This is a genomic window from Actinoplanes sp. NPDC051859, from assembly GCF_044452725.1.
Lineage (GTDB): Bacteria > Actinomycetota > Actinomycetes > Mycobacteriales > Micromonosporaceae > Actinoplanes.
Map to the genome: position 1 here is coordinate 1 of NZ_JBITBX010000029.1, position 21,433 is coordinate 21,433.

The window sequence follows — 21,433 nt, forward strand, 5'->3', positions numbered from 1 at the left end:
CAACCACACTCCGAAAAGCATGGCCGGGGTATAACTAATTGGCACTGGCTTATCAAGCACCCTGTTGAGTTCTCAAAGAACAACCACACACCGTTGAGCGATCCGCATTTCCGCGGCCCGTTCTCCGGGGCACTTCCTAACCTTACTTCGCGCTATTTCCCGGTGTCAAATCCGCGTTTCCGCGATTTTGATCTGGGCCGTTCGCGCCATTCCCCATTCCGTTTCATCGGAGCGGAGCCGCACACGACTCTATCCGATGTTCTTTCCTGGGGGTTTGGCAGGCCGTCCGCGTTGACCGCGTCCGTTTCCCTGCCGGCTCGGAGAACCTTACCCGGTCGGCTTCGCGGCTGTAAAATCGGCCCCTCGGGGCCCGGTCCGCACCACCCGGTCCAGCATCGTTCGGGCTAGATCAGGATCGACTAGCCGAAGGTCTGCTGGGGTTTCCTGCCCGCGAGCCGAACTTCCGCTCGTCCCGCCGGGCAGGAAGAAAGTTACGTCGAAACCGCTTGCAGCGTCAAATCCGGTCGAGTAGACCTGGGTCACACCCGTTCGATACCGGCGAACGTCCGCTTGCCCTTGCGGAGCACGAGGAACCGGCCGTGCAGCAGTGCCGACTCTTCGACGACCGCCTCGGGGTCGGTGACGCGCTCGTTGTTCACGTACGCCCCACCCTCGGCGATCGTGCGTCGGGCCTCTCCCCCGCTCTTCACCAGCCCGGCCTCCTGCAGCAGCACGGTGACGGAAGGCAGCTCTCCCCGCACCTCGGTGACACCAGCCTCGGAGAGCGCAGCGCGCAACGTGTCCGCGGACAGCTCGGTCAGCTCACCCTTGCCGAAGAGGGCTTGGCTCGCCGCCACTGCCTGCTGCGCCTCGTGCTCGCCGTGCACCAGGGCGGTGAGCTCGAAGGCCAGCTCACGCTGGGCGAGCCGGGCCTGGGGTCGCTCCGCGGTCGCCTTCTCCAGCTCCTCGATCTCCGCGCGAGGCTTGAAGCTGAAGTAGCGGATGTACTGGGAGATGTCCCGGTCGTCCGCGTTGACCCAGAACTGGTAGAAGGCGTACGGGGAGGTCAGGGCCGGGTCGAGCCACACCGCGCCGCCCTCGCTCTTGCCGAACTTGGTGCCGTCCGCCTTGAGGACCAAGGGCGTGGTGAAGGCCTGGACCGGGCCGGCACCGCGGCGGCGAATGAAGTCGACGCCGGCCGTGATGTTGCCCCACTGGTCGGAGCCGCCGAACTGCAGCGCGCAACCGTGCCGTACGTGCAGCTCGTAGAAGTCGTTGGCCTGCAGCAACTGGTAGCTGAACTCGGTGAAGCTGATGCCGGTTTCGAGGCGGTTCCGGACCACGTCGCGGGCCAGCATCTTGTTGACCGGGAAATGCTTGCCCACGTCTCGCAGGAAGTCGATCACCGACAGCTCGCCGGTCCAGTCGAGGTTGTTGACCGGGACCGCGGCGTTGTCTCCGTCGTAGCTGACGAAGGGTGAAAGCTGCTCGCGGATGCGCTGGACCCAGGCGGCCGTCGTCTCACTGGTGTTGAGGACGCGTTCGGTGGACTTGCCGCTCGGGTCGCCGATCTGGCCGGTGGCGCCGCCGACCAGCAGCAGCGGCTTGTGCCCGGCGAGTTGGAGGCGGCGCGCGGTGACCACCTGCATCAGGTGGCCGACGTGCAGCGAGGAGGCTGTCGGGTCGAACCCCACGTAGAACGTCAGGGAGCCGCCGTCGAGGTGCTTGCGCAGCTCGTCGGGGTCGGTCGAGTCCTGGATCAGGCCGCGCCACTGCATGTCGTCTACGAGAGTCACACCGCCGATTGTGCTGCATCCGGCGAGCGGGCGGACACCGGGTTTAGCGGCTGCCACCCGTCATCGTCGCGCCAGAGGGGGGCGACACCCGGAACCGCCAGAGGGGCCGACACCCGGAACCGCCAGAGGGGCCGACACCCGGAACAGGGCCAGCCGGGAAGGACCAGACTGGGGGCATGAGTCGTCTCGGATCTGCCGCCGCCCCCGTCGACCTCGGCAAGAAGACTGCCCGCTCCCGGCTGGAACAGGCGCAGCAACGCCTGCTGCGGTTGCGCTTGCTGCTCGGCGGGCAGTTGGGTGACCACAAGATCGGACCACCGCTCTGCGTGCTGTTCGAGGGGTGGGACGCCTCAGGCAAGGGCGGAGCGATCAAGCGGCTGGTCGCCCCGCTGGACCCACGGCATGTCCGGGTCGCCCAGTTCGCAGCGCCGACCTACGACGAGAAACGGCACCATTTCCTGCAGCGGTTCTGGACCGTACTGCCCGGGTGGGGCGGGATGGCTGTCCTGGACCGGTCCTGGTACGGCCGGGTGTTGGTGGAACGGGTCGAGGGCTTCGCGACCGAGGAGCAGTGGGCGCGGGCGTACCAGGAGATCGTGGAGTTCGAACGCACCCTGACCGCGGAGGGCATGATCCTGATCAAGTTCTGGATGCATGTCTCGGACGACGAGCAACTCGCCCGGTTCCAGAGCCGGGCGGAGGATCCGCTGCGGGCCTGGAAGCTCACGGATGAGGACTGGCGCAACCGGGAGCGCCGCGGCGATTACGAGGCCGCCGTCGAGGACATGCTCGCGAAGACTGATGTGGCCCGCGCGGGTTGGCATGTCATCCCCGGCGACGACAAGCAGTACGCCCGCCTCGCGGTGGTGGAGCAGGTCTGTCACACCGTCGAGCAGGAGCTCAGCGCGCGGGGTTACAACCTGCAGGACGCCGGCTAGGCGGCTACCGCGTCGGTGGCCGGCAGGTACGGCGGGAGGTCGAGCACTCGGCGAATCTCCTGCTGGACGGCCTCCGGTGCGGGCCGGGCGTCCACGTCATGCACGACTTCCTTGCGCCGGAAAAGCTCCAGCACCGGCCGGGTCTTCTCGTGGTAGTCGCGCAGCCGGGCGGCCAGCGCCTCCGGCGTGTCGTCCTCGCGGGTGACGAGGGTGGTGCCGCAGATGTCGCAGCGGCCTTCGACCTCGGGACGGTCCGCGATGAGGTTGTAGTCCATGCCGCAGCCGGGGCAGAGTCGTCGGCTCAGCACCCGGCGCCGCACCTCGTCATCGGGCAGGGCGAGGTGGATGACGCCGTCGATGTCGTAGCTCTCCATGAAGAACTCGGCCTGGCGGCCGTTGCGCGGGAAGCCGTCGATGACGAAGCCAAAATTCCAGTCGTGCTTGTCGAGGCGGTCCCGGACGACGGCTTCCACCAGGTCGTCGCCGACCAGGTCACCGGCGCTCATCGTCCGGCGGACCTGCGCGCCGAGTTTGGTGTGCTGTTGGACGTGCCAGCGGAAGATGTCGCCCACGCTGATGTGGACCAGGTCCAGGTCGGCGACGAGCAGCGCGCTCTGGGTGCCTTTGCCGCTGCCTTGCACGCCCATGATCACGTACTTGCGCATGGTCTCGTCCCTTCTCCTGGCCGCGGCCTCAGGTCGCGGCACCGACGCGCAGCGGTCCCGGCGCCGCGCGGCCGTCAAGTCCGGTGGGGTCGATGCTCCAGCCGCCGGCAACGCTGAGCACGTCCTGCTCGGAGACCAACACGGTGCCGGTGGAGGAGTCGGCTCCGCCGACGGCCTCGCCACGCAGCAGCAGCTCCAGTTCGTCGTCGAGCGCGCCGAGCATCGACTCGTCGAGCGCGCCCTCGGCCTCGTAGGCCGGCGGGAGCCCGGCCGCGCGCTCCGCGGGGTCGGGGTCACCGAACCAGGTGGTGACCGCGCCGGTCTGTCCCACGTAGCCGAAGGCGCGGACCAGGGCACCGTCGTCGGCCCGCTGCCAGCGGTGTGCCTCGGTGACCCGGTGGGTCGCGAAGAACTGCACTTCGGTGCCGAGCCGGCGGGACAGGTCGGGCAGGTCGAGCACCGTGGTCGGGCGCATGAGGTAGCGGCCGGCGGCGAGCACCCATCTGGTGCCGCGGGCGTCGGGCAGCGGCGGGGTGACGATGACCCGGTCGTCGGTCAGATAGGACAGGTCGATGCCGTCGCGCCAGGGCACCGCGCCCAGGTCCCGCAGGCCGAGCGCGGCGATGATCCGTTCCGGGTCGCCGTCGCGGACGGCCAGCCAGGCCTGCTTGCCGCCGAATCCCACCATGACGTCCGAGTTCATGGTCTCCACGGTAGTGGCCGAATCCGACAGCGCGCGCGTTATGGGGTCAGGCCCAGCCGTAGTCGCGGCGCAGGACCGCGGCGATGCGCTCGAACCGGGCCCGGTCGAGGACGGCGCCTTCGCGGCGGATGCCGGTCTCGTCGACCTCGAGGACCCGGTCGAGGCGGATCCAGCTCGGCCGGGACTCCCGGTCCCAGGAGCCCGGGCCGAGGCCGAGCCAGTGTCGTTGGCCGTCGCGGTCGCTCTGGCTGGACAACATCAGGCCGAGCAACGTACGCCCGTCGCGCCCCACCACGAGCACCGGACGGTCCTTGCCCTGGGTGGGGTCGTCCTCGTACGTCACCCAGGTCCACACGATTTCGCCCGGGTCGGCGTCGCCATCGAGCCGGGGTGAGTACTCCAGGGAGCGGCCACCCCGGGCGGTGGGCACCGGACGGACCGGCGCAGGGCGCTGCGCGGGGGCGGCGGTGCGCTGCGCGGGTGCGCTGCGGCCTACCACGCGGCGGAGCGTTCCGGCGATGCTCTTGAGCAGTCTGGTCACGCCGGCACTGTAACCGGCGCCGCCGGCTCAGGCGGTTTTGAGCGAGTCGACGAACGTACGCCAGGCGGCGCGGGGGAACACGAGGGCCGGACCGTCCGGGTTCTTGCTGTCGCGGACCGCGACGATGCGGGGCAGATTGTCGGCGACCTCCACGCAGTCACCCCCGTTGCTGCCGCTGCGGGTGCTCTTGTGCCATCGGGCACCGGTCAGGTCAGCCATCGCTCTCCTCGATGATCGTGCCGATGAGGTCGTCGGAGGCGCGCTGGTCGAGGGCCGCTCGGTCCAGTTCGCGCCACACATCGACGTAAGTCTCCACTTCGCGGGGCTTGTCCAGGTAGAGGGCGCCGGTCAGATTCTCGCTGTAGATCGTCGTCGGCTCCGGTGCGGCGGCCCCGAGCGTGGGAAAGTCGAGAATGGTGAACGAACCGGCGCTGGATGCACTGTGCGGGCCGGCGGCGAACGGCAGGACCCGCACGCTCACCCCGGGGCGCTGGGAGATGTTGACCAGGTGGGCGAGCTGTTTCTGCATGCCGAGCGTGTCGGCGATGGCCCGGCGGAGGACGCCCTCGTCGATGATCACGTCGAGGACGGGCGGGCGGGGACTGTGCCGGCGCAGCAGTTCCTGGCGTTCCAGCCGGACGGCGACCGCCGTCCGGATTCCGGTCTCGTCCAGGTCGCTGCGCTGGTGGAACACCCATTCGGCGTACTCGTGGTTCTGGAGCAGGCCGGGGATGACGGCGGGAGCATAGTGCCGGAGCCGTTCGGCGGCGGTTTCCATGCCGACGTACAGCTCGAACCAGCCGGGGACGACGTCGCCGTACGCATGCCACCAGCCTTTGGCTTTGGACTCTCGGGCCAGGCCGACGAGGACCTCGGTGATCTGCTCGTTGGCGCCGTAGTACGCGCACATGGCTAGGACGTCGTGTTTGCGCAGGGAGACTTCGCCGTTCTCGATGCGGTACATGCGGGCTCGGGAAAACTCCAGCTCAGCGGCGGCGGCCATGAGCGAGATTCCGGCCTGCTCGCGGAGCTGACGCATGAGCCGGCCGGCTTGGCGTCGCGGGACGGTGGAGCCTGTCTCGGTGGTCATGGCCGGCCTCCAGTGTCGGAAATTGTGCAGTTGTGCCGAACGAGACAACCGGATCGCGCGAACTGGGACGACGGGAATCTGATGGTGGGATTCTCACCGATAGCCATTGATGCCCGACACTAAGTCACGCACGCTCCTCTGTGTAGCCCTCAAGTCGCTGAAGGTGACAAAGGTGGGCCCGGAAGGGAGTCGCGCGATGCTGGTGCCGCGAACCGATCACCTGCCGGCTCGGCCGTCTTGGGACTGCCTCGTGTGCGAACACACCTGGCCCTGCGCGAACGCCAGGGAGCAGCTAGCCGTCCAGTACGCCCGATTTCCCTCTGGTCTGTCCATCTATATGGCCTCGACCATGTACGACGCGGTCGAGGACCTCACCGCCCAGGGCACGCCCACCCCGGCCGACCTGTACGAACGTTTCCTTGCGTGGATCTCCACCGGCGGCGGCCGATGATCTTATGTCTTCGTGAGTCGATCCTTAAGCGCTCCTGAGGTGAGCACCGCCGCGTCGACCCGCCGGCGATAGTCGACGGGCGCCCGCGGTCCGCGGCCGTGCGGTCGTGCTGGTGCGCGGCCGGCCGCTCCCAGTGCCCGAGGTGACCCGGCCCGTGAGGATGTCCGCAGCCCAGCAGTTCCGTTACACGCTCGCCGCGGGTGCCACCGCCGTCGTGATCGGGGTGGGGTTCACGGTCGCCGGTTTCGGCGCCGACGAAACCGGCACTGACGCCCGGCGGACCGCTGCCGACGCGCCTCTGACCACGCAGCCGCCCGCACTGCCCGACGCCGGCACCAGCGACACCACAGGCAGCACCGGAACGAGCGGCAACCTGCTGCCGCAAGACCCGGAAGCCAGCGCGAGCCCGAGCAAGGCGGCGGCCACGACAAGCGCCCCGAAGCCGAAGGTCACCACCACCGCACCGCCGGCCATCAAGAAAGCCACCGACGCGAAGCCCACGCCCACCAAGCGACGCACCACCGCGCCGACCGAGCGGCCCGCGGAGAACGCGCCCGACACCAGCGGCTCGGTGCTCGACCAGGCGCTCGCGCACATCAACGCGGAACGGCGCGCCGAAGGGGTGGGACCGCTGTCGATCGACACCCAGCTGTCCAAGGCGGCGGCGTTGCACACCCAGCTGATGATCAACGGGTGCAAGCTGAACCACCGCTGCTCCGGCGAGAGCGGTCTGGGCGACCGATTCAGCGCTCAGGGCGTGCGGTGGAGCAGTGCGGGCGAGAACATCGCCTTCCGTACGGCGGGCAGCAGCGACGCCGAAATGGTGAAAGCGGCCAACCGGATGACCGACGACATGCTCGCCGAAGTCCCGCCGGAAGACGGCCACCGCCGCAACCTGCTCAGTGAGAACTTCACCCGGATCGGCCTGAGCGTGGTCCGCGACAACTCCGGCATCGTTTGGCTGACCCAGGACTTCGTGGGATGAGCGGGATGCACGGCATGAGCGGCCCGAGCGGACCCGCACGGCGTAAGCGCCGGCGCCGGCTGGAGTTCGGGCCGACCCGCCCGTTCGGGCCGAACCGGCCGGGCGGCTGCTGCGGTCCGGTGAAGCGTCGTAAGCCGAAAGGGCCGACGCGACCCACCACCTGAGGCTGTGCTTCGGTAGTGCGGTGACAGACTCCTGGCTCGACCTGCCTGCTGCACGAGTAGACGAGGCCGCCCGCCAGTTGCTCGGCTGGCGGCTCACCGCGAACGGCGTGACCGTACGGCTGACCGAGGTGGAGGCGTACAGCGGGCTGGGCCAGGATCCGGCGAGTCACGCACACCGCGGGGTGACCAACCGCAATGAGGTGATGTTCGGCCCGGCCGGGGTTCTCTACGTCTACCAGATCTACGGCATGCACTTTTGCGCCAACATCGTCTGTGGCGAGGCGGGCGTCGCCGCTGCGGTGTTGCTGCGTGCCGGGGAGGTCGTGGACGGGATCGCCACCGCCAGGTCCCGCCGAGTTGCTCGCCGCGACACTGACCTGGCGAACGGTCCGGCCAAGTTGATGCAGGTCCTGGGGCTGGACCGCCGCGCCAACGGGACCAGTGTGCAGGGCGACGGTCCAGCCACCCTGGCCCCACCCGGCACGCCGGTCGGGCCGGTCGAGGCGGGACCTCGGGTCGGGGTGACCGCCGCACACGACGTGCCGTGGCGGTTCTGGCTCGCGGGGGATCCCACGGTGAGCGCGTACCGCCGGCACGTGCCGAAGAAAAAGGCGGAACCGCCGGTGCGGCCGCGAACCGGGCGATAACGTCCGGTGCCGTGATGTCTCGACGGTTGTTGCTGCTGCTGGACGTGCTGTGCCTGGCCGGTGTGGCCTGGTGTGCCACGCTGATCGCCGGGCTGCTCGGCGGTCGTACGCTCGTGGCGACCGGCGCTGCCGTGACCGTTGCCGCGCTGCTGGTCCTACCGGGTTTCACCGCCGGGATCCTGACCAACCGGCGGGCGCTGCGGGGGCGGCGACCGCAGAGCTGGTTCATCCGCGACGTGTGGGCGCCGCCGGTGGATCTGCCGCGCGCCGGACTGATCGCTGCGGGCGCGGTGCTGCTCGCGTTCTGGGTCGCCGGGATCAGCGCCTTCACGTCCATCAGCGACAACCCGCGTACCGGTGACCGGGTGGCGGCGGATGAGCAGGCCCGCCATCAGCAGCGGTTCGCGCTGGGCGTGTTGGGCGGGGTCGGGGTGGGCGGCACGGCCATGGCCGCTTCCACGCTGGTTCGGCAACGGCGTACCGGAACTGTGCGCCGGACGGCCTGACCGGTCGTCGTATTGACAGGCGCTGATATTGCCGTGCTTCCATAGGTCATCTTGACAACGTTGTCACGTTGGCCTCAGGAAGGGACGGCACCAGCATGCTCCGTACCCTCACCGCAGCCGTGGTCCTTGCCGCTGCGGCCCTCACCGGCACGCCGGCAGCAGCCACCGCCGCCGACCTCGATCTCACCGGCTACGTCAACCCGTTCATCGGCACCGACGACAGCAACTCGCCCAACCCGGTCGGCGGTGGGGCCGGCGGCAGCACCTTCCCCGGCGCCACCGTGCCGTTCGGGATGGTGCAGTTCAGCCCGGACACCCCCACCGCCTCGCCGTCCGGCTATCGCGACCGCGACCGCACGATCGAGTCGTTCAGCCTCACCCATTTCAACGGCGCCGGCTGCGCCAACAACGAGGACATCCCGATCCTGCCGATCACCGGCGCGCTCGGGGCCTCGCCCGGCTCGAACTGGACCAGCTACGCGTCGGCGTACACGAAAAGCAACGAGAGTGCGTCGCCCGGCTACTACCGCAACCGCCTCGACAAGTACGGCGTGAACGCGGAACTCAGCGCCACGACGCGGACCGGGGCGCTGCGGCTGACCTATCCGGCGAGCACCACTGCGCGCGTACTCATCAATGCCAGCCGGTCCGCGACCGGCGACCGGGACGGCAACGTCTCCATCACCGGGAACCGGGTCTGGGGCGAACACACCGCGGGCGGGTTCTGCGGCGGCCGGACGTTCAAGATGTATTACTCGATCCTGTTCGATCGCACGCCGACCGGCTTCGGCACCTTCCGCGGCGGCACGGTCAGCGCCGGGTCCACGAGCACGAGCGGCACGCAGAGCGGCGCCTACGTCACGTTCGACACCACCTCGAACGCGGTCGTCAACGCCACGATCGGGATCTCGTTCGTCAGCGCGGCCAACGCCCAGAACAACGCCACCGCCGAGGCGGCAGCCTTCGCGACCGTACGCGCGAACGCCAACACGACCTGGAACACCGCGCTGAACCGCATCCAGGTCACCGGCGGCAGCGGCACCGACCTGCAGAAGTTCTACACGGCGCTGTATCACGTGCTGCAGAACCCGAACATCGCCAGCGACACCAACGGCGAGTACCGAGGCTTCGACGGCGCAGTCCACACCGCGGCGCATCCGGTCTATCAGAACTATTCGGGCTGGGACATCTACCGGTCGTGGGCGTCGCTGGTGGCGCTGATCGCGCCGGAGGTGATGAGCGACATCGTCAAGTCGATGATCCTGGACGGCCAGCAGGGCGGGCTGCTGCCCAAATGGTCGCACCAGAGCGTCGAGGACTTCGTGATGCCCGGCGACCCCGGACCGATCGTGGTGGGCAGCGCGTACGCGTTCGGCGTCCGCGGCTTCGACACGGCGGCCGCACTCGCGTTGATGAAGAAGAGCGCGACCGGCGGCAGCACTCAGGGCGTCGTCCTGCGCGGCAACCACGGCACTTACATGGCGAACCAGTTCATTCCCGGGAACCCCTCGGAGACCCTGGAATACGTGGCATCGGACTTCGCGATCGCACAGTTCGCCAAGGCCCTCGGCGACACCGGCGGCTACGCCACTTACAGCGCCCGCTCGCAGTACTGGCGCAGCCTGTTCAACGGCGAGTCGTCGTTCATCCACACGCGGGACGGTGGTTGGCGACAGCCGTTGAACCCGGCGCAGGAGAGCCCGTACGTGGAGGGCAACGCCGCGCAGTACACGTGGATGGTGCCGCACAACCTTGGCGCGCTCGTCACGCTGATGGGGGGACCGGCCACTGCCGTGCAGCGCCTCGACCATCACTTCACCGAGCTGAACGGCGGGCTGTCCCGGCCGTACTTCTACATCGGCAACGAGCCTGAGCACAACGTGCCGTGGACGTACAACGTGGCGCGGAAGCCGGCCGGGGCCAGTGACGCGGTCCGCCGGGTCATGGCCGAGTCGTTCACGACCGGGGCGGGTGGCCTGCCCGGCAACGACGACCTCGGCGCCACCTCCGCCTGGTACGTCTGGTCGGCGCTGGGCTTCTACCCGGTGACGCCGGGCGCGGACACCCTGGCCGTGCACGGCGCGCAATTCCCGAGTGTGCTGATCCAGCGTGCACCGGGCAACATCACGATCACCGGTGGCAGCGCCACCAATCGCTATGTCCAGGCCTTGTCCGTCGACGGTTCCGCCACCAGCCACAGCTATTTCCGGTACGGCGACATCGCAGACGGCGGCACCATCGCCTTCACCCAGGGCACGAGTCCGTCCGCTTGGGGCACCGGGGCTGCGGACGTACCACCGAGCTTCGGTGACGGCCGTGCCCAGCCGCCGGCCGAACCGGATCTCGGCGCCAATCTGGCGCTGGGCCGCCCGACGACCGGCAGCTCGCCGTGTAACAGCGCCGAGGCTCCGGCCAAGGCGGTCGACGGCTTACTCGCGGGCAACAGCAAGTTCTGCGCCGCGCCGGCACCGCGGCAACTGCAGGTGGACCTCGGGTCGGCGCGCAACGTCAACGCGTTCGTGGTCAAGCACGCCGGGCTGGGTGGCGAGCGGACCAACTGGAACACCGGCGCGTACACGATCGCCACCAGCACGGACGGCACCGCCTGGACCACTGCGGTCACGGTGACCGGTTCGAAGGCGAGCCGGACCTACACGCCGGTCGAGACCCGCACCGCGCGGTACGTGCGCTTCGAGACAACCGATCCCGCGAACGACGGCAGCACCACGGCTCGGATCTACGAGCTCGAGGTATACGGCAACGCGCCCGTGAACCTCGCAGTGCGCCGGCCGGCCGCCGCGGACTCGTCGTGCGGGACGAGCGAGGGCGCGGACAAGGCATTCGACGGCAGCTGGCTCGGCGGCTGGGCTGACAAGTGGTGCTCGCAGGGCGCCACCAAGTGGGTCCGGGCCGACCTGGGCACCCAGCGACGGGTGTCCACTGTGGTTGTCCGGCACGCCGGGGCAGGCGGTGAGTCGCCGTCCTGGAACACGCGGGACTTCGACGTGCAGACCTCGGACGACGGGACGACCTGGACCACCCGGGCGCAGATCCGGGGCAACACCGCGGACTCGACGTCCACGGCCGTGAATGTGGACGCCCGTTACCTGCGGGTGGCCGTGGTCACGCCCACGTCCGACGGCAACACCGCGGCGCGCATCTACGACATCTCGGTGACCTGACCTCATGCCCGGGGTGGGACACCCACCCCGGGCACCTCCGTCAGCGGGGCGCGGATTCCTTGCGGAGCTTCGCCGAGCCGGCACCCACGGACCAACCGGTCACCCACTTCGTGGCCGTGTCCCGCCTGGTGCGGTCGGCCAGGTGATACCAGTCCATCCGGCAGCGGTCGGCGGTCACCTCGACGACGCCGTAACCGTGCCCGTCGGTCTCCATCCACTTCACGTGCGGGTTCGTCGCCCGGACCAGGTCGGCGGCCAGCTTGCTCAACGGCCCACCCGGCGTGGTGTGCAGGAAGTCGTCCAGGTTGTCACTGGTCACCGACGGCACCACGAACTCCGCGGCGGCCGGGTTGCGGCTACCCGTGTCCTTGGTGGTCAGCTCGTTGGCCCACGACGTGTGGATGTCGCCGGTCAGGAAGACCACGTCTTTGGTACGCGCAGCGCGCAGCGCATCGACCAACCGCTCCCGGTCGGCGTTGTAGCCGTCCCACTGGTCCGGATTCACCACGATGCCGTTGTCCGGGATGCCGAGCAGTTCACCGAGCGGTCCGAGCAGCCAGGCGGGCAGCGACGCCAGGTCGACCCGGGAGATCATGACCGGGTTGCCGACCAGCTTCCACTTCGCCGTGGACGAGATCAGCCCCTGGGTCAGCCAGGCCATCTGGTCAGCGCCGGCGATCGTCCGGTTCGGGTCGTCCACGTCGTCGGTCACCCGGCCCACCTGCTCGGAGCGGTAGGTGCGCAGGTCGAGCATGGACAGTTCGAGCAGGTTGCCGTAGCGCAGCCGGCGGAAGATCTGCCCGTCGCCGCCGAGGCGCACCGGCATCCACTCCGCGTACGCCTGCCGCGAGGCCGCCTTGCGCGCGCCGAAGTCGCCCTCGGTGCCCGGCGTGTGGTTCTCGGCGCCGCCGCTCCACATGTCGTTGGCGACCTCGTGGTCGTCCCAGGTGATGACCCACGGCACCGACGCGTGCAGCGCCTGCAGGTCCGGGTCGGTCTTGTAGAGCGCATGCCGGATCCGGTAGTCGGCCAGGGTGAGGATCTCGTGCTCCGGCTTGGTCGGCCGGATCACCACGTCACCCGCCGCGAAGTCGCCGGTGCCGTACTCGTAGATGTAGTCGCCCAGGTGCATGACGAGGTTCAGGTCGCCGCGCTCGGCCAGGTGCCGGTACGCGCCGAAGTAGCCGGCCTCCCAGTTGGCGCACGAGACGACGCCCATCTTCAGCCGGGCGATCGACGCGTCGGCGGCGGGTGCGGTCATCGTGCGCCCGGTCGGCGACCACGCCCCGGCGTAGCCGAACCGGAACCAGTAGGTGGTGGCGGGAGCCAGCCCGGCGATGTCGACCTTGACCGTGTGGTCGCGGGCCGGGCCGGTCAGGACGTCGCCCGCGCGGACGACGGTGGCGAAGCCCGGGTCGGCGGCGAGCTGCCAGGAAACGGTGACGTCGGGTCCGGCCCCCGAGCCGGGCACCGACTCGGGCGTGGGAGTGACCCGGGTCCACAGCAGAATGCCGCCGGGAAGCGGGTCGCCGGAGGCCACTCCGTGCTGGAAAGCACCGGTGGCCGCCGCGGCCGCGCTGGGCAGGGTGGCCGTGGCAACAAGGCCGGCGCCGGCGGACAGGCCGGCGAGACGCAGGAGAGTACGGCGGTCGACCGCCCCCTCGGCGCGCGGAATCACAGTCATGCTGCTCTATCTATCAGAGCGCACGGCCTTGCGGACCTCCTTCAGATGGTCAATTCGACAGGGGTTAATCCAAGATTCGTTTTAGACCGTGGCGATGGTGTATGCCACCTCGTCCACCAGCTCCCGGGCGAGGAAGCCGGTGCGGCCGTAGCGGGGAGCGAGCCGCTGCCCGCTGACCGCGTGCGCGTAAGCCCCCCAGCAGGCCGCCTGCGCCGGATCGGCGCCCCGGCCGAGCAGTCCGGCCACGATCCCGGCCCGGACGTCACCGCTGCCGGAGGTGCCGAGGCCCACGTCGCCGCTCTCCTCACGCCACGCCCGGCCGTCGGGTGCCGCGATGTGCCCATAGAGCGAAACCGTGCAGGCGTACCGGTCGGCCAGCGTCCACGCCGCGGCGGCCAGGTCGTCGCCGGCGTCACGGCCCAGCAGGTGCCCGGCCTCCACGACGTTGGGGGTCAGGACCACGCGCGGGGCACGGTCACCGAGCACGTCCGGCTCCTTGCTCAGCGCACCTAGGGCGTACGCGTCCAGGACCAGCGCGGCGTCCTTGCCGACAGCGTCGAGGAGCCGGCGCAACAGCTGTCCCGTCTCCCCCACGTCGTCCAGGCCCGGCCCGATCGCCAGCACATCGGCCTCCGCGGCCAGGTCGAGCAGTCGCTGCGGCACGTCGCCCACCACGGCGCCGTCACGGGTCTCCGGCAGTCCCATGACCTTGGCCTCGGGAACGGCGATGCTCAGCGCCGCCGCGGTCGACTCGGGCACGGCGAGTTGCAGTCGGCCGGCTCCGGCGCGCAGTGCGCCCACCCCGGCGAGCAGAGCCGCGCCCGGTGTGTCCCGGGAACCGCCCACGACGAGAACCGTGCCGCGAGACTCCTTGCCGCCCTGCGGGTCCGGCAGCGGCCAGTCCCGCAGGAGGTGGGGTGTGATCACCCGCTCCTCAGACGGGTTCGGCATCGACATCCTCCTGGCGGGTGGCGGGGGCGCCCTCGGCATGCAGGTGGCCCACCTCGTTGAAGAGCCCCGGACGCAGCGAGCCGTCCACCCGTTGCCACGTACTGATCGAACAGTTCGCCACTGTCGTGGCGTGCGCGATCTCCATCAGCTCGGCCTCGCTGAGGCCCTCGGCCAGGTAGCGCACGAGCAGCACGCTGGCCTCGTGCGCAAAGAGCAGCACCCGGCCGCCGGGGTGGTCCTCGCGCAGGTCGCGCAGCAGCGCACGCAGCCGCAACAGCATGTCGGCCCACGACTCGCCGCCGGGCGGCCGGTAATAGAACTTGCCGAGCCGGGTCCGTCGGGCGAACTCGTCCGGCAGCCGGTTCTGCACGCCCCGGCCGGTCAGAAGGTCGAGAACGCCCAGCTCCCGGTCGCGCAGCCGCTCGTCGACCGTCATCGGGATGCCACTGCCGGCCAGCGCCAACTCGGCAGTCTGCCGGGTCCGCAGGTACGGCGACACGACAGCGATCGCCGGGCGCTCGTCCGCGGGCCGGTCACCCAACCACTTTCCGACCGCCCGGGCCTGTTCGCGCCCGGTGTCCGACAAGGGGACGTCGGCGTCGCGCTCGGGAATGTCGATGATCTCCAGCCCGCCGGTCTCGGCCTCCTGAGCCAGCACGTTCCCGGTGCTCAGGCCGTGCCGGACGACCCCCAGCCACTGCAGTTGCTCCATGCCGGGACCTGTACCCGCTTCAGCGCCACCGATGCATCCAGGTCCGGGAACCCTTCAGGCATGGCGTGAGGCTACCGATACGTACGGTTATGCCGGTCCGCTCCCGCCTACCCGTGATCGCGGGAGCCCTCCTCCTGGCGTTCAGCCTGGGCGGTTTCGGGATCGGGTTCTTCGCCGACTGGCCGCACCCCGTGGCCGGGTGGGCGCCGCTGCCGGTGATGTGCCTGCTCGCCGCGTACTCCTGCCTGCAGGCCTCCCGGCGCACGGACCTGGACGCCGCCACCCGGCGGTTCTGGAAGCACGGCGTTCTCGCGTGCACGCTGTTGGTCGGCGCGGCCATCTCCAACGCCCGCGACGCGCTCTCCGTGCCCGGCGGCACCCAGCAGTTCAGCATCGCGTCGGTCTGCCTCTACGTCGCCGTGCTCGGCGTCGCCGTCTGGGCCCTGCTCCGCCTGCCGACCTGGCAGCGCTCGCGCGCCGAGCGGGTGCGCTTCGGCCTCGACACCGGCATTCTGCTGATCACCGGCGGCCTGCTCGTGTGGCACTTCTCGCTGCGCAAGGCGGAAGCATGGACCACGCAGACCGGCTCGGTGCTGCCGTCGCTCATGATCGCCATCGCCGCCGCCGTGTCGATGATCGCGTTCGTCAAGGTCGCGTACGCCGGCGCCGGCATGCTCGACCGACGTTCCATGCACCTGCTGTCCTTCGGCATCGGCGCGGCGGGGGCCGCCACCTGCCTCACCCTCGTCATCGCGGACCACCCCCGGCTCAACACGGCGTTCCTCGCGGTGCCGATCGCCACCTTCTGCGCACAGCTCGCCGGGATCCGGCAGGCCCACGGCGACCTGGAGGCGGTGACCAAGCCCGCGACCCGACGATTCAGCGTGGTGCCGTACCTGGCCGTGGCCGGGATGGACGCGATGCTGCTGTTCACCGACTTCACCCGCTCCCTCGAGGGCCGGGTGATCGCCGGGTGCACGGTCGCGATCACCGCACTCGTGGTGGCCCGGCAGATCACCACACTGCGCGAAAACGACAGCCTTTTGCGTACGGTCGACGCCAGCCTGCGGCAACTGCGCGAGTACCAGGCGCAACTCGCCCACCAGGTGCGCCACGACACGCTGACCGAGATCGCCAACCGGGCCAACTTCGAGGAGCGCGTCACCGGGCAGCTCGCAAGCGGCGAGGAGTTCCTCGTGGCGCTGCTCGACCTGGACGACTTCAAGGTGGTCAACGACCGGCTCGGCCACGGCACCGGCGACGCGCTGCTCAAGGCGGTCAGCCGCCGCCTGCACGAGCGGCTGCGCGACGTCGACACGGTGGCCCGGCTCGGCGGCGACGAGTTCACCCTGCTGCTGCCCGGCCTGACCGGCGACGAGGCCGCCACCCTGCTGCGCCGCCTGGTCAGCGCCGTGCAGGAGCCGTTGACTGTCGACGGGCACGAGATGACCCCCCGGATCAGCATCGGCGTCACCGCCAGCGCGCCGGGTGACACCCCCGGCGAGCTGCTGCGCCGCGCCGACGTGGCGATGTACGCGGCCAAGAACGACGGCGGCGGCCGCTGGGCCTGGTTCGACCCGACAATGGACCGGCTCGCCGACCAGGACGCCCGACTCGGCGCCGACCTGCGCCAGGCCCTCGCCCGCAGCGAGCTCCGGGTGCTCTACCAACCCATCGTCGAGCTCCCCGACGGCCGCATCGCCGGCGTGGAAGCCCTGCTGCGCTGGCGGCACCCGGAACACGGCGACATCTCTCCGGCGATCTTCATCCCGTTGGCCGAACGCAACGGCGCCATCATCGAACTGGGCCGCTGGGTGTTCGCCCAGGCGGTCAACCAGGCTGCCGAGTGGCAACGCGACTACGGCGACGCCGCTCCCGGCCGGGTCAGCGTCAACGTGTCGGCTCGGCAGCTGAACGAGCCCGGCTTCGTCGCCGAGGTGGCAGCCGCCATCCGCGACGCCGGGGTCGACCCGGCGATGATCGTCGCCGAGGTGACCGAGACCGCTGTCCTGGGCACCGGTGCCGCGCTGGAGGCGATCCGCGACCTCAGCGAGCTGGGCATCCGGGTCGCGCTGGACGACTTCGGCACCGGTCAGTCCTCGCTCAGCCTGCTGGTCGACTGCCCCGTCCATGTCCTCAAGGTCGACAAATCGTTCGTCGACGGCGTCACCACGGCCAGCCCGGAGGCGGTGATCGTCGACCACCTGATCGGCATCACCTCCGGCCTGCGCATCCTCGCGGTCGCCGAGGGCGTCGAAACCGCTGACCAGGCCGAGCGCCTGCACCAGGCGGGCTACCGCTACGCCCAGGGCTTCCACTTCGCCCGCCCGATGGCCGGCGACGAGATCGCCGGCCTGCTCCGCCCGGCCGGGCCGGTCCCGGTCTGACGCGTTCCACTGGCTGGGACGCGCGCCGACATAGTCCACAAACTCGACCCGGTTAGTAGACAAAGCAGGGATTGTTGCTCAAGACTCGGGCGATGGATCTCACCCTGGCGCTCGCCGGACTCGGCGTCGGCATCGTGGTCGGACTCACCGGCATGGGCGGCGGCGCCCTCATGACCCCCCTGCTCGTGCTCGTCTTCGGCGTCCCGCCGGTGGCCGCGGTCTCCAGCGACCTTGCCGCGAGCGCGGTGATGAAACCGTTCGGCGGCTGGGTGCACGCCCGCCGCGGCACGGTCAACTGGAAACTCGTGCTCTGGCTCTGCGTCGGCAGTGTGCCCAGCGCATTCCTCGGTGTCCTCGTCCTGCGTCTGCTCGGTGACGACGCCTCGGTGCAACACACCATCAAGATCTCGCTGGGCGTGGCCCTGCTGCTCGCCGCCGGCGGTCTGCTGCTCAAAGCCTGGGTGACCCGCCGGCAACGCGGCGACACTCCGCCCGAGCCGATCACCGTGCGCTCGGTGCCGACCCTGCTGCTGGGTGCCGCGGGTGGCGTCGTGGTCGGCCTCACCAGCGTCGGCTCCGGATCGCTGATCATCGTGGCGCTGCTCGCGCTCTATCCGAAACTGCGCGCCAACGACCTCGTCGGCACCGACCTCGTCCAAGCGGTCCCACTCGTGCTGTCAGCCGCCATCGGCCACGCTTTCTTCGGCGACCTCCACCTTGACCTCACCGCCGCCGTCCTGCTCGGTTCGATCCCCGGCGTCCTGCTCGGCGCCCGCATCTCGTCCCGGGCGCCGGCCGGCATCGTCCGTACCGCCTTGGTGATCGTGCTGCTGGCCAGCGCCCTCAAACTCCTCGACGTCCCGACCCTCGCCGTCGGCGTCATCACCGGCGCGGTGATCGTGGCGGCGGTCGTGGCCGGGCTGGTCCGCCGAAAGGTCACGCGCCAGGCCGCGCGGCGGATCCCGGAGCAGACCGGCTCCGGGTGGGCCGGCCCGGAGCAGCGCAGCCCCGGGCAAGCCAAGCCGACGGATGACGTTCCCCGACTACCCGTCTGAACCGACCCGCACCCGGCTGCCATCGCGATACTCGACGGCAGCCGGCCCGAAGACCGCCGGTCGCTCCACCAGGACACATACCTCGTCGCCAGGCCACCACCAGCCAGTCGACCGAGCGAGAGCCGCCCAGTCATCGAGTTGCTTGCTGTCACGCAGAGCCGGCTCGGACAGACCCAGCCGGTGCAGCGCGTCGTGGTAGGCGATCCAAGCGGCGTCCTGCTGGCCGTACCAGCAGATCGGCAGCCGGGCGGTGTGCCCCAGCGAGGCCCGGACCGGCAGCGCTACCTGCACCATCAGCGCGGTTCGGAGCGCCGCTCGGACCCCTTGGTGAAGTACGACCCGCAGCGACGCGCCCGCGGCCAACGCCGCCTCCGGTGGCAGCTCCGGCCCGGGCCGCTCGCCCTTGCGGAGCTTGCGGGCCGGGGCCAGATCCGGGTGATCGGCGGCGTCGTCGAGCGCCGCCAAAAGCCGAGACCAGCTCGCGGCGATGTCGAGGGCGACCGGCGGGCGACCGCGCGGCGGGTCCGGGCGTAGCCAGGCATGCAGATCGTGATGGCTGGGAATGCCGGCGGTGAACGGCAGCGCGGCTGCCGGGGAGTCCACCCACACGAACCGAGGGGCATCCCGGCCCTGCCGACGATAGAACCGGGTGAGGATCGATTCGGTGGTGTCTCGATCGGCAGGCCGAGTGTCCAGGCCCACCGCAAGCCAGTCCCGACGGATGTCGTCGGCCCGGTGCCAGAGGTCGAGAATTGCCGCGGCGCCGCTGCGCCGCACGATGGCGGTCAACGCCCGAGGGCGGACGCGCCCTTTCCGTTAGAGGTGATCATGCGGACCAGGATGACGGGTGTCTCCCCGGTCCGCAACCGTGTTCCGGCTCCACCCTTCGCGGGCCCGGCCAGCTTTCTCGCGGAAGTCAGGGCTTCCTCGGGGTCATCTGGCGTACCTGCGAAGCACGTCGTTAATGGTGCTGAGATGCGCGACGGTGTCAGACCGCACTGGGTCCGGGTTGAAGTGCATGATCGCATTACGCGCGATGCGAATCTTGTCGATCCGGGCCACGAACGTGGCCCGGTCGAAGGGCAGACCGAGTTTTGTCCAGAGGGTGGGATGCTCGAGCACGCGTTGATAGTCGCCCATTGCCATGTCGTCGTATGACTTGATCCGTTCCCCGCCGGGGTTGCATACGCCGACCACCTCGTCGACCGAGATCTTCCGGGCGATGGCCCGCCGGAGCAGGCGGTCGAGGTCGCCGATGAGGATGAACGGATTCGCCATGTCACCGTAGCGACCGGCAACATCGGCAGCCGTGACGATCCCGGCAACCTCGTTGGACTCGTTGCGGACGAACAGGAATCCCTGCCGGCGCAGGTCGTCGAGAACGGTGAGGAGGTCGGCGCGATAGCTCACCTCACCGGCGAGAGCGATGGCGTCCGACAGGCGTGGATTCGGCTTGTCCAACTTGGCCTGCGCAATCGATCGCCAGGTGACTGCGCCCCGCAGGTGATGCTTGCCGGACAGCACGGCGAGCTGGTCGTAGTCGTTGATAGTCAGCTTGGTTACCGCCTCGTCGAGGGTCGCGGTCGGCCGCACCGACTCGACCCCCGCGAGCGCCGACGGGAGATTGCCCACCATGAGGCCGATGTAGCGGTCCTCGGACTCGTCCTCCTCGTCCACCACGGCGGCCGCGGCCTCCTCCGACGACTGTTCCGCCTCCTGCGCCGCCGTGATGATGGCGACCGGGGTCTCCAGCGTGACGCTGCGGAAATTGGGCCAGGTGGCAAGGCCGTGGTTGGCGAGGTCCGCCTCGATCCGGGTGATCTGATCACCGCGGTCCTCCGCACCCCAGAGTGCAAGCAGTTCGCGCACCAGGATCCGGGCCGGCACGGCTTCTTCGGCCTGCCCCCGGGCGGTGCGCAGCCATTCATGCACCTGGGCGGCCGACCCGACCTCTTCTTTGGGGCCCGCGGACGCTCCGGTGGTGTCCGCCAACGCCCGGTCCAACAGATTCTGACGGAGACCGTCGAGGGTCACACCGGTACCCTCGACCACCCAGGCATGCCAGCCGGCGACGGCACGCATGTTTGCCGCCACCATCGCAGCACGCGAGGGTGACCGGTATTCGCCACCGTCCTCCAGGCGCAACCGACCCGTCTCGATCACCTCGGCGGTGAAGGTCTCACCCACCCGAGGACGGCTGAACCTGACCCTCTCCCCAGCCTTCAGCAATCCCGCTTCCAGCAAATCGGACAGGGTCACACGGCGGCCGTCGAGCAGGTACATCGACCGACCAGACTCGTCGCTCATCAGGGCTTCAGCCCGTCGTACTTGAGTTTGTTGCCGATGGCATGCTGGATGATCTTGTTGGTCAAGACGGGGATGGTCAGGCTCCGCGTCAGGGTCAAATTCAGCTCCCGGCCGATGGCGATGAGGTCGTCCTTGCGCGGCTTGCTGCCCCGCACCCGCAACTCCTGGAGATAGGCCACGCCGCCGTCCACCGAGTGCTGACCCCGCAGATCGGCCGCAATTGCGGCATAGTCGACGTCGCCAGGTGTCGCGGTCGTCTCCGCCAACGCCCGACGCTCGGACCTGGAGCGCGGACCCGGCACCGGAGGAGCAGCCGGTCGGCCGCCGCTGGTCACACGGCCGCTGGTCACACTGCCGCTGGTCACACCTCCGCCGGTCACACCTCCGCCGGTCACACCGCCGCCGGTCACACCTCCGCCGGTCACACCGCCGCCGGTCACACCTCCGCCGGTCACACCGCCGCCGGTCACACCGCCGCCGGTCACACCGCCGCCGGTCACACCGCCGCCGGTCACACCGCCGCCGGTCACACCGCCGCCGGTCACACCGCCGCTGGTCTCGTTCAGGGCGAGTGCGGTGACCCGCCCATCCGCGATGGCATCGAGTTGTCCGGGGGCAAGCCGCAGGAGCAGGCCGGTCAGGTGGTGGACGAAACGCAGGGCTCCCATC

At 69.9% G+C, this 21,433-nt stretch carries 20 protein-coding genes; 8 read left to right on the top strand and 12 right to left on the bottom strand.

The features are described 5' to 3' along the window. Positions 1 to 539: 539 nt before the first annotated feature. The gene (gene tyrS / locus ACIA1L_RS32995) at positions 540 to 1,778 is read right to left on the bottom strand and encodes a tyrosine--tRNA ligase (RefSeq protein WP_396077024.1); all 1,239 of its coding nucleotides are present in this window, start codon (positions 1,776 to 1,778) and stop codon (positions 540 to 542) included. 194 nt (positions 1,779 to 1,972) lie between these two features. On the opposite strand from tyrS, the gene ACIA1L_RS33000 reads away from it, so the two are divergent. After that, positions 1,973 to 2,734: a polyphosphate kinase 2 family protein gene (locus ACIA1L_RS33000; protein WP_396076991.1), complete on the top strand. Its 762-nt coding sequence runs from the start codon at positions 1,973 to 1,975 to the stop codon at positions 2,732 to 2,734. Here ACIA1L_RS33000 and ACIA1L_RS33005 read toward each other — a convergent pair. From ACIA1L_RS33005 to ACIA1L_RS33025, 5 genes are read right to left on the bottom strand one after another with little or no spacing between them, the layout of a single operon-like run. Continuing rightward, complete coding sequence (locus tag ACIA1L_RS33005) at positions 2,731 to 3,399, bottom strand: adenylate kinase family protein (protein WP_396076992.1); 669 nt, start codon at positions 3,397 to 3,399, stop codon at positions 2,731 to 2,733. The two genes, ACIA1L_RS33000 and ACIA1L_RS33005, sit on opposite strands and share 4 nt — an antisense overlap. 28 nt (positions 3,400 to 3,427) lie before the next feature. After that, positions 3,428 to 4,102 (bottom strand): hypothetical protein, encoded by a 675-nt coding sequence (locus tag ACIA1L_RS33010; protein ID WP_396076993.1) that lies wholly within the window; start codon positions 4,100 to 4,102, stop codon positions 3,428 to 3,430. A 46-nt stretch (positions 4,103 to 4,148) separates the two neighbouring features. After that, positions 4,149 to 4,643 carry a type II toxin-antitoxin system PemK/MazF family toxin gene (locus ACIA1L_RS33015; RefSeq protein WP_396076994.1) on the bottom strand — a complete coding sequence of 165 codons (495 nt, stop codon included), beginning with the start codon at positions 4,641 to 4,643 and terminating at the stop codon, positions 4,149 to 4,151. A 27-nt stretch (positions 4,644 to 4,670) separates the two neighbouring features. Then, positions 4,671 to 4,862, bottom strand: coding sequence for a DUF397 domain-containing protein (locus ACIA1L_RS33020; protein WP_396076995.1), 192 nt, complete (start codon positions 4,860 to 4,862; stop codon positions 4,671 to 4,673). After that, positions 4,855 to 5,733: a helix-turn-helix domain-containing protein gene (locus tag ACIA1L_RS33025; RefSeq protein WP_396076996.1), complete on the bottom strand. Its 879-nt coding sequence runs from the start codon at positions 5,731 to 5,733 to the stop codon at positions 4,855 to 4,857. Before ACIA1L_RS33025 ends, ACIA1L_RS33020 begins: the two co-directional genes overlap by 8 nt. A 196-nt stretch (positions 5,734 to 5,929) precedes the next feature. Between ACIA1L_RS33025 and ACIA1L_RS33030 the strand changes: the two genes are divergently transcribed. The 5 genes from ACIA1L_RS33030 to ACIA1L_RS33050 all read left to right on the top strand — a co-directional run bounded on the left by ACIA1L_RS33030 (position 5,930) and on the right by ACIA1L_RS33050 (position 11,668). Further along, the gene (locus ACIA1L_RS33030) at positions 5,930 to 6,184 is read left to right on the top strand and encodes a hypothetical protein (protein WP_396076997.1); all 255 of its coding nucleotides are present in this window, start codon (positions 5,930 to 5,932) and stop codon (positions 6,182 to 6,184) included. A gap of 160 nt (positions 6,185 to 6,344) precedes the next feature. Then, positions 6,345 to 7,169, top strand: a complete 825-nt coding sequence (locus tag ACIA1L_RS33035) for a CAP domain-containing protein (protein WP_396077026.1) — start codon at positions 6,345 to 6,347, stop codon at positions 7,167 to 7,169. Between the two features lie 184 nt (positions 7,170 to 7,353). Then, positions 7,354 to 7,980: a DNA-3-methyladenine glycosylase gene (locus tag ACIA1L_RS33040; protein WP_396076998.1), complete on the top strand. Its 627-nt coding sequence runs from the start codon at positions 7,354 to 7,356 to the stop codon at positions 7,978 to 7,980. A gap of 14 nt (positions 7,981 to 7,994) precedes the next feature. Continuing rightward, entirely contained in the window at positions 7,995 to 8,486 is a 492-nt protein-coding gene (locus ACIA1L_RS33045) for a hypothetical protein (RefSeq protein ID WP_396076999.1), read from the top strand. 95 nt (positions 8,487 to 8,581) lie between these two features. Beyond that, positions 8,582 to 11,668, top strand: a complete 3,087-nt coding sequence (locus ACIA1L_RS33050) for a GH92 family glycosyl hydrolase (protein WP_396077000.1) — start codon at positions 8,582 to 8,584, stop codon at positions 11,666 to 11,668. Between the two features lie 40 nt (positions 11,669 to 11,708). On the opposite strand, the gene ACIA1L_RS33055 is transcribed toward ACIA1L_RS33050, so the two are convergent. The 3 genes from ACIA1L_RS33055 to ACIA1L_RS33065 form a co-directional block, all read right to left on the bottom strand. Then, positions 11,709 to 13,352: an alkaline phosphatase D family protein gene (locus ACIA1L_RS33055; RefSeq protein ID WP_396077001.1), complete on the bottom strand. Its 1,644-nt coding sequence runs from the start codon at positions 13,350 to 13,352 to the stop codon at positions 11,709 to 11,711. Between the two features lie 81 nt (positions 13,353 to 13,433). Continuing rightward, positions 13,434 to 14,303: an NAD(P)H-hydrate dehydratase gene (locus tag ACIA1L_RS33060; protein ID WP_396077002.1), complete on the bottom strand. Its 870-nt coding sequence runs from the start codon at positions 14,301 to 14,303 to the stop codon at positions 13,434 to 13,436. Continuing rightward, a complete protein-coding gene (locus ACIA1L_RS33065; RefSeq protein ID WP_396077003.1) occupies positions 14,287 to 15,015 on the bottom strand; it encodes a histidine phosphatase family protein in 729 nt (242 codons plus the stop codon). Before ACIA1L_RS33065 ends, ACIA1L_RS33060 begins: the two co-directional genes overlap by 17 nt. Positions 15,016 to 15,104: 89 nt before the next feature. Between ACIA1L_RS33065 and ACIA1L_RS33070 the strand changes: the two genes are divergently transcribed. Then, positions 15,105 to 17,402, top strand: a complete 2,298-nt coding sequence (locus ACIA1L_RS33070; RefSeq protein WP_396077004.1) for a putative bifunctional diguanylate cyclase/phosphodiesterase — start codon at positions 15,105 to 15,107, stop codon at positions 17,400 to 17,402. Positions 17,403 to 17,494: 92 nt separating this feature from the next. Then, on the top strand, positions 17,495 to 18,457 hold the full coding sequence (locus tag ACIA1L_RS33075; RefSeq protein ID WP_396077005.1) for a sulfite exporter TauE/SafE family protein: 963 nt from the start codon (positions 17,495 to 17,497) through the stop codon (positions 18,455 to 18,457). Here ACIA1L_RS33075 and ACIA1L_RS33080 read toward each other — a convergent pair. The 3 genes from ACIA1L_RS33080 to ACIA1L_RS33090 form a co-directional block, all read right to left on the bottom strand. Then, a complete protein-coding gene (locus tag ACIA1L_RS33080) occupies positions 18,446 to 19,246 on the bottom strand; it encodes a DUF6745 domain-containing protein (protein WP_396077006.1) in 801 nt (266 codons plus the stop codon). The genes ACIA1L_RS33075 and ACIA1L_RS33080 overlap by 12 nt on opposite strands. Positions 19,247 to 19,390: 144 nt before the next feature. Beyond that, positions 19,391 to 20,764 (bottom strand): CBS domain-containing protein, encoded by a 1,374-nt coding sequence (locus ACIA1L_RS33085; RefSeq protein WP_396077007.1) that lies wholly within the window; start codon positions 20,762 to 20,764, stop codon positions 19,391 to 19,393. Continuing rightward, positions 20,764 to 21,432, bottom strand: a complete 669-nt coding sequence (locus tag ACIA1L_RS33090; protein ID WP_396077008.1) for a hypothetical protein — start codon at positions 21,430 to 21,432, stop codon at positions 20,764 to 20,766. The genes ACIA1L_RS33085 and ACIA1L_RS33090 overlap by 1 nt, the downstream gene beginning before the upstream one ends. Position 21,433: the final 1 nt, after the last annotated feature.

Bases quoted from the DNA above. Each gene is read 5' to 3' on its own strand.
- ACIA1L_RS33010 (WP_396076993.1), bottom strand. From the start codon at position 4,102: ATGAACTCGGACGTCATGGTGGGATTCGGCGGCAAGCAGGCCTGGCTG.
- ACIA1L_RS33035 (WP_396077026.1), top strand. From the start codon at position 6,345: ATGTCCGCAGCCCAGCAGTTCCGTTACACGCTCGCCGCGGGTGCCACC.
- ACIA1L_RS33060 (WP_396077002.1), bottom strand. From the start codon at position 14,303: ATGCCGAACCCGTCTGAGGAGCGGGTGATCACACCCCACCTCCTGCGG.
- ACIA1L_RS33090 (WP_396077008.1), bottom strand. From the start codon at position 21,432: ATGGGAGCCCTGCGTTTCGTCCACCACCTGACCGGCCTGCTCCTGCGG.
- ACIA1L_RS33005 (WP_396076992.1), bottom strand. From the start codon at position 3,399: ATGCGCAAGTACGTGATCATGGGCGTGCAAGGCAGCGGCAAAGGCACC.
- ACIA1L_RS33065 (WP_396077003.1), bottom strand. From the start codon at position 15,015: ATGGAGCAACTGCAGTGGCTGGGGGTCGTCCGGCACGGCCTGAGCACC.
- ACIA1L_RS33025 (WP_396076996.1), bottom strand. From the start codon at position 5,733: ATGACCACCGAGACAGGCTCCACCGTCCCGCGACGCCAAGCCGGCCGG.
- ACIA1L_RS33045 (WP_396076999.1), top strand. From the start codon at position 7,995: ATGTCTCGACGGTTGTTGCTGCTGCTGGACGTGCTGTGCCTGGCCGGT.
- ACIA1L_RS33030 (WP_396076997.1), top strand. From the start codon at position 5,930: ATGCTGGTGCCGCGAACCGATCACCTGCCGGCTCGGCCGTCTTGGGAC.
- ACIA1L_RS33050 (WP_396077000.1), top strand. From the start codon at position 8,582: ATGCTCCGTACCCTCACCGCAGCCGTGGTCCTTGCCGCTGCGGCCCTC.
- ACIA1L_RS33070 (WP_396077004.1), top strand. From the start codon at position 15,105: ATGCCGGTCCGCTCCCGCCTACCCGTGATCGCGGGAGCCCTCCTCCTG.
- ACIA1L_RS33000 (WP_396076991.1), top strand. From the start codon at position 1,973: ATGAGTCGTCTCGGATCTGCCGCCGCCCCCGTCGACCTCGGCAAGAAG.
- ACIA1L_RS33020 (WP_396076995.1), bottom strand. From the start codon at position 4,862: ATGGCTGACCTGACCGGTGCCCGATGGCACAAGAGCACCCGCAGCGGC.
- ACIA1L_RS33085 (WP_396077007.1), bottom strand. From the start codon at position 20,764: ATGAGCGACGAGTCTGGTCGGTCGATGTACCTGCTCGACGGCCGCCGT.
- ACIA1L_RS33055 (WP_396077001.1), bottom strand. From the start codon at position 13,352: ATGACTGTGATTCCGCGCGCCGAGGGGGCGGTCGACCGCCGTACTCTC.
- tyrS (WP_396077024.1), bottom strand. From the start codon at position 1,778: ATGCAGTGGCGCGGCCTGATCCAGGACTCGACCGACCCCGACGAGCTG.
- ACIA1L_RS33075 (WP_396077005.1), top strand. From the start codon at position 17,495: ATGGATCTCACCCTGGCGCTCGCCGGACTCGGCGTCGGCATCGTGGTC.